The organism is Candidatus Vicinibacter affinis, from assembly GCA_016714365.1.
In the GTDB taxonomy this organism is placed as follows: domain Bacteria; phylum Bacteroidota; class Bacteroidia; order Chitinophagales; family Saprospiraceae; genus Vicinibacter; species Vicinibacter affinis.
The window spans coordinates 1-6,173 of sequence record JADJNH010000003.1 but is presented as its reverse complement, the minus strand read 5'-3'; the positions used below and the strand labels follow the sequence as shown (position 1 = coordinate 6,173).

Here is a 6,173-nt window from a genome sequence, read left to right as displayed (position 1 = left end):
GCTGCTTCGCGACCTGAATCGGCAGCTTGCCATAGCAGGAACGGCGCTTGCGGCAAAAGACGAGCGCGCATGCCGTCTGCAGCTCGGGCTAATGCTCGACAGCCTGCGGATTGAATTCGACATGGAGATTGACGCATGAACGCGGAGCAAGGAATCTACACGCCCGACAGGGCGACCTACATCGGCGGCAGCGACGTTGCCAGCATCCTCGGCGTTTCGCCTTGGAAATCTGCCTTTGCTCTGTACTTGGAAAAGACCGGCGCAGCCGTCGAAGAAGAGACGCCCGCCGACAAGGCAAAGCTTTTCCGGCGCGGCAAGCGCTGGGAACCGATCGTCGTTGAAATGCTCGTCGACGAACTGCGCGAGCGCGGACACGAGGTTGAACTGGTCGCGCAAAACCAGCGCTACGCAGATCCAACGTTCCCGTTCCTGGCAGCAGAAATCGACCTTGAGCTGCTGATCGACGGCGAGCCGACCAACGGCGAAGCCAAGACCGTTTCTCCGTTCGCCGCAAAGTTCTGGGGCGAAGAAGAGACAGACGAAATCCCGATCTACTACGCCGCCCAAGTGATGCACGGCTTGATGATCCAGCCGCGCCGCCGCGCGGTAGTGGCCGCGCTTACCGGGTTCGACGACCGGCCGCGCGTGCATTGGATCGAGCGCGACGAAGAGACGATCGCCGGAATCCGTGAGCGAGAACTTGAATTCTGGCGCCGAGTACAGGACCGCGAGCCACCAGACCCCGAGACGGCAGATGATGTGCGATGGCTGTACGCTCGCGACTGCGGAGAAGTGATCGAGGCCGACGACGAGCTGGCGGAAATGATCGCCGAACTGAAGGGCAACGAAAGGCGCCATTAAGGCACTCGCGGCGCGCGCCGAAGTTCTCGTTACCCAGATAAAGCTGCACATCGGAAAGGCTGCAACGGTGATCTACCAAGGCCAGTGGATAGCAACATGGAAGAGCAACAAGGACAGCCAGAAAACCGACTGGCAGGCCGCGTATCTCGACCTGTCGCCGGCCGCTGACCACATCAAGAAATTCACAACCACGACAGTCGGCAACCGCCCGCTGTTGATCAAATAACAGGAGGCGTCATGAACAACGTCGTTTCAAACCCTTTCGGAAGCTCTGCTCCGCAAGCGGCAGGAAGCTCCGCAGCAACCTCAGACCATCACCGGGCAATCGCTGAAATTCAGGCGGCAATGGTCATCGCGCAACAGAATCCGCGCAACCAGATAGCGGCGATGGACCGAATTCTGAATTCCTGCACCCGGCCGTCTTTGGCAAATGCTGCAATCTACAGCTACGCAAAGGGCGGGCAAGACGTAAGCGGTCCGACCATTAGGCTTGCTGAGACGATCGCGCAGCAATGGGGGAATATCAAGTTCGGATTCAGCGAAATGTCTCGCGGACAGGACCGGGACGGAGTTGGGTACTCCGACGTGAAGGCGTTTGCCTGGGATCTTGAAACCAACACTGAGCGCCCGCTGAATTTCCGAGTTCGCCACTGGATCGACACGAAGTCCGGCGGCCGAAAGACGAGAGACGAGCGCGAGATTTACGAGCTGGTAGCCAACATGGCGCAGCGCCGCGTGCGCTCCTGCATCTTGTCGATCATTCCGGGCGACGTGACAGAGGCCGCTGTAGATCAGTGCGCGGTAACGATGCACGCGACGGCCGATACCAGCCAAGAGGCAGTGCAGAAACTGGTTTCAGCGTTTGCTTCAATCGGCGTGACAAAGGCGCAAGTCGAGGCCCGCATCCAGCGCCGAATAGACGCCATTCAGCCAGCGCAAATCGTCAGCCTGCGCAAAATCTACGCAAGCATCAAGGACGGAATGAGCGGCCCGGACGATTGGTTTTCTGCCGAGCAAGATGATCGCGCCAAAAAGACGGGCGCTCAAGGGCTCAAATCAGTCGTGAAGCCAGACGCGGCGAGAAAAGACGGGCCCAGCGACGCTGAAGAAAGCGAGCGCATGAATCCCGACGAAAAGCAGCCCCAGACCGTTCCGCAGCAGATGCCGAAGGCAGAGCCAGCCACGCAAAGCGACTGGTCCGAAGAGGACGAGGCGAACGCCCGCGCCGCTGAGGTCGCCGAGCAGCAACAGCAACAACCGGCGGCGCCACGCCAGCGCCGCGAGCGCGGTTCGATGGGGGTGGAGTGATGGGAAGGGGAATTCACTTTCCAGAGCTGGCTGCGGATGGTGTTTTGGCCAGCAACCGCTTCGGCCAGGCCGATTGATCGCCGCGACCTGGATACGGCCAAGCGCCAGTAACAGCCGGAAGCGGCAGCGGCGGCCGGCATACGGTAGCCGCCGCCAAACGCGAAGCACTCAAGGCCAAGCGCCGCAAGGCGCACAAGAGGAGAGTCAGATGAGAATCTCGGCAATCACCGCAAAGAACTTCATCGGCGCCAGAGACGTCGACTTGAAGCTTTCTCGCCCCGTGTTGCTGGTCTGCGGGAAAAACCACAGCGGCAAATCAAGCGTCGCCCAGGCCGTGCGCATGGCGCTGACCGGCGAGCCGTCGCGAGTCTTCCTAAAGAAAGAGTACAAACAGCTCGTGTCGGACGATTCCGAGGTCGGCTACGCCGTTGTAGAGAACGACGGCGGGCAGTCCGCTATCACCATTCCAAACGGCGCACACGAGCAGACTGGCAGCGTCCGACCGTCCGAACTGCTGCCGTTCGTTCTCGATGCGCAGCGGTTCGCGAGCCTCGACGCCAACGAGCGCCGGCAGCTTCTGTTCGCGCTGACCGGGATCTCGATCACCGGGGACGAGGTTATCAGGCGCATGTACGAGCGCGGCGGCTGCTCGGCCGACAAGATCGACATCATCGCCCCGCATTTGCGCGCCGGCAGCGACGCAGCACACAAAGAGGCCCAAGCCAAGGCGCGCGACGCCAAGGCCGCCTGGCGCGCGATCACGGGCGAGACATACGGCGGCGTCAAGGCCGCAAGCTGGCGGGCAAATGCGCCAGCGCCAGCCGGCGCCAACAAGCTGCCTGAAACACGTGACGCGCTGTCACGCCTTGACGCGCAGATCGAAGCCAACGCCGGCACGCTCGGCGACATGAACGGGCGCGCAAAGCGCGCGGCAGAGCAGGCCGGAAGGCTCGCCGAGCTGCGCGAGAAAGCCGGCAAATACGCGCGCATCGCCGACAAGATCGCGCGCGACGAAGCCGAACTGAAGCAGTGGGAAGAGAAGTTCGCCGAGGCGAGCCGTAACGCTGGCCCGCGCCTGCCGGATGAGCCGACCTACGACTGCCCAAACTGCGGAACGGTGCTACGGCACTCGCACGCCAACGGCGCCCTTGTCGAATTCACGCCGCCCCCTCCAGTCGATCACGAAGCCGCCGGGAAGCTGCGCGAATACAAGCAAGCCGCCGACCTTATGCGCCGATCCGTCGAGAACGGAAAGCGCGACCTGGGCGCCGCAGACGCCGCCGCAAAGGCGCTCGCCGAAATCGAAGACGCCGGATTGGCTGAATGCCCGAACACCGGCGAAATGGACACGCTGAAGGCGGCAACCGACGATCTGAAACAGCAGCGCGCAGAGCTGCAGAAATCCATCCGCGAACTGGAAGATGCGGAACGCGCAGCGCAGCAGGCCGACAAGCGCACCGCAGACGCCGCGAAGCACCACGGCGACGTGCAGCAATGGGAAACGATCGCCGCCGCACTGGCGCCGGACGGGATACCGGGACAGATGCTCGGAGAGGCGCTTGGCCCGGTGAATTCGCGGCTTGCAGATAGCAGCCTTTCTACCGAGTGGCCGATCGTCACCATCACGGCCGACATGGAAATAACCGCAGGCGGCCGCCCCTATCGGCTGCTCTCTGAGTCAGACCAGTGGCGCGTCGACGCCATGATCGCCGAGACGATCGCGCATCTGTCCGGCGAAAAGTTGCTCGTTCTGGACCGGGTCGACGTGCTCGACATTGAGGGTCGCGAGGACTTGCTGTTCTGGCTGGACGATCTGTCTTCATCAGGGCAGATCGAAACAGCGCTGCTTTTCGCGACGCTGAAGGCGCTGCCGGCGAATCTGCCGGACAACATTGAGGCGGTCTGGATCGAGAACGGGCGGGCGACAACCGCCGGTAATCTCAAAGCCGCCTGACATCACACAGCAAGGACAAAAAAATGAGTCTCAACGTATGGACATTCACCGGCCGACTTGGCCGTGACGCAGAGCAGAAATACATCCCGAACGGCACCGCCGTTACTGAATTCTCAGTTGCCGTTGATGTTGGATTCGGCGACAAGAAGAAACGACTGTGGCATCGCGCCGTGTTCTGCGACCTGGCGCAAAGGCTGGCGCAATACCTGCAAAAGGACAAGTCGGAATCAGCGGATCGGTGAATCTGCGCGAATGGACGAACAAGGACGGCGAAACGAAAACGTCGCTTGAGGTGCGCGTTAGCGAGATTGATTTGATCGGCGGAAAGAGTAGCGATGGCGAATCGCGGCCGGCGCCACAGGCTGAACGGCCGCAGGCTCAGGCTCAGAGCGCGCCAGCAAAGAAAAAGCCGTATTTCGATGACATGGATGACGACATCCCCTTCTGACCACAAAAGGACACGACATGAGCGATTTTATATGCGGATACATCATCACGGCACGGCCGAAGGAAAAAAAGGACTCCGGCCATGTTGGGCAAGGCCCAATGGCCTACGGTACGAACAAAGACCCCGCGCGTGACTGCCTTTTGTTTGATCGTGGAGCGACAATTTTTCTCTCTGAAGAGTCTGCACGACAGGCCCTAAAGGCATCGCTGACGAAGGCTGAACAAAACGGGCAAACCTGGCCGGCGATGCTGCTGTTCCAGTTCGATCAAGTGCGAACGGCTCCAGAATGTGGATACACCCTCCGCATAACTTAAACGCCAATTAGGCGCGACCAACAACAAGGACCAACAATGGAACCAAAAACCCAACAAAACGGCGCCCGCGCGAAGATTCTACGCGCGCTGGCCAACGCAGATTGTGGCCTGACAACAGCGGAGCTTGCAGAATCTGCAGGGCTCACCGCCGGCCAGGTGCGCGACAACGCCGGAGTGGCAAAAAAGGCTGGCCTGCTGACGATCGAGCAGGACGAAATGACGCGCTTCGTGACGTACCACATTGCGCAGAAGGGGCGCGAATGGTTGAGCGCTGGCAATGACGACGCGCAAGCGGTCGCGGACACCGGCCAAGATGGTGAAGATCATCAATCGCATTGCGCGCCAGAAGACCGAGCGAGATGGCCTCCGCGCCAACTGGCGTTTGTCCGCGCTACTCGGCCTACATGGTTCAGGGGACCGATTCGCCAGCAAACCAAAGCATTGTTGCAGATCTAGATACGGCAACAGCAATGGCGCTGCGCAGCGACGACGAAGTGATCGTCTACGGACTCGTCGAAATTGGTCGCACGGCGCGTAAAACCGTGTTCGTGCCAGCATGAGAGAGGGGTTAAAAAACGGCCTCCCCAATTGGGATGTGCTCGACCCGCTTATCATCGCCGCGCGCAAGAGCGGAGCGTCTCTGGCGGATATCATGGCCACGATGAAATTGTCAAAAAGCCAGGCGTCCGGTCGGCTTACTCACCTTGCAAGTCTCGGCATGATAGACCCTAGCCGGCACTCATCGGCGCGCAGAACGACCGACGAGGAAAAAAGGATTGTCGCTGCAGAGTACCCGGAAGGAGACACGTCAGATCTCGCAAAACGCATCGGGGTGACAATGCACCAGTTGGCTGAGATTGCCAAAAAGATAGGCGTCCGCAGGTCGGCGTCCGCAAGAAGCTCGCAATGCAGAGATGCGGCGCTGCGCACAGTCCAGCAGCGGCTAGCAACGATGCGCGAAGATGATGACAAGGAAGACGAGGAAGACGCGATCGACGGGCGACGGAAATTGCTGCGAAATTGCGCCACCGGGCAAATTTTCTTGTTAGAGAACGGGGCGACTTTGCATAGGTCGTGGCGCGATGATGCCGCATACGCAAAATATCTTTCCAGCAGGAGTGCGACATGAAGAAGAAAACGAAACGCCTGCTCGCCCAGCTCGGGCATAGGAAGCTGCGCAAGGCTCTGAGGCGCGCAGTGATGATGCGGTGCGCTCTGAGGGTAATTTGCGATTGGTCGATACAGGACGCTGACGACGGCGTTCCGGTCGCGCCAGAGCGCATTGTAT

General features: G+C 60.4%; 8 protein-coding genes. All 8 read left to right on the top strand.

The genetic code is table 11. From position 1 onward, the window contains the following. The first annotated feature begins 135 nt into the window (after positions 1-135). The 8 genes from IPJ53_00290 to IPJ53_00255 all read left to right on the top strand — a co-directional run bounded on the left by IPJ53_00290 (position 136) and on the right by IPJ53_00255 (position 6,014). Positions 136-861: a YqaJ viral recombinase family protein gene (locus IPJ53_00290; GenBank protein MBK7797532.1), complete on the top strand. Its 726-nt coding sequence runs from the start codon at positions 136-138 to the stop codon at positions 859-861. A 237-nt stretch (positions 862-1,098) separates the two neighbouring features. Next, positions 1,099-2,169 carry a hypothetical protein gene (locus tag IPJ53_00285; protein ID MBK7797531.1) on the top strand — a complete coding sequence of 357 codons (1,071 nt, stop codon included), beginning with the start codon at positions 1,099-1,101 and terminating at the stop codon, positions 2,167-2,169. A 208-nt stretch (positions 2,170-2,377) separates the two neighbouring features. Next, complete coding sequence (locus IPJ53_00280; GenBank protein MBK7797530.1) at positions 2,378-4,123, top strand: AAA family ATPase; 1,746 nt, start codon at positions 2,378-2,380, stop codon at positions 4,121-4,123. Between the two features lie 23 nt (positions 4,124-4,146). Then, positions 4,147-4,365: a single-stranded DNA-binding protein gene (locus IPJ53_00275; GenBank protein ID MBK7797529.1), complete on the top strand. Its 219-nt coding sequence runs from the start codon at positions 4,147-4,149 to the stop codon at positions 4,363-4,365. Continuing rightward, positions 4,362-4,571, top strand: coding sequence for a hypothetical protein (locus IPJ53_00270; GenBank protein MBK7797528.1), 210 nt, complete (start codon positions 4,362-4,364; stop codon positions 4,569-4,571). Before IPJ53_00275 ends, IPJ53_00270 begins: the two co-directional genes overlap by 4 nt. Before the next feature lie 17 nt (positions 4,572-4,588). After that, a complete protein-coding gene (locus IPJ53_00265; protein MBK7797527.1) occupies positions 4,589-4,885 on the top strand; it encodes a hypothetical protein in 297 nt (98 codons plus the stop codon). Positions 4,886-4,921: 36 nt separating this feature from the next. Beyond that, positions 4,922-5,341 (top strand): helix-turn-helix transcriptional regulator, encoded by a 420-nt coding sequence (locus tag IPJ53_00260; GenBank protein MBK7797526.1) that lies wholly within the window; start codon positions 4,922-4,924, stop codon positions 5,339-5,341. Between the two features lie 100 nt (positions 5,342-5,441). After that, positions 5,442-6,014, top strand: a complete 573-nt coding sequence (locus IPJ53_00255) for a hypothetical protein (protein ID MBK7797525.1) — start codon at positions 5,442-5,444, stop codon at positions 6,012-6,014. Positions 6,015-6,173: the final 159 nt, after the last annotated feature.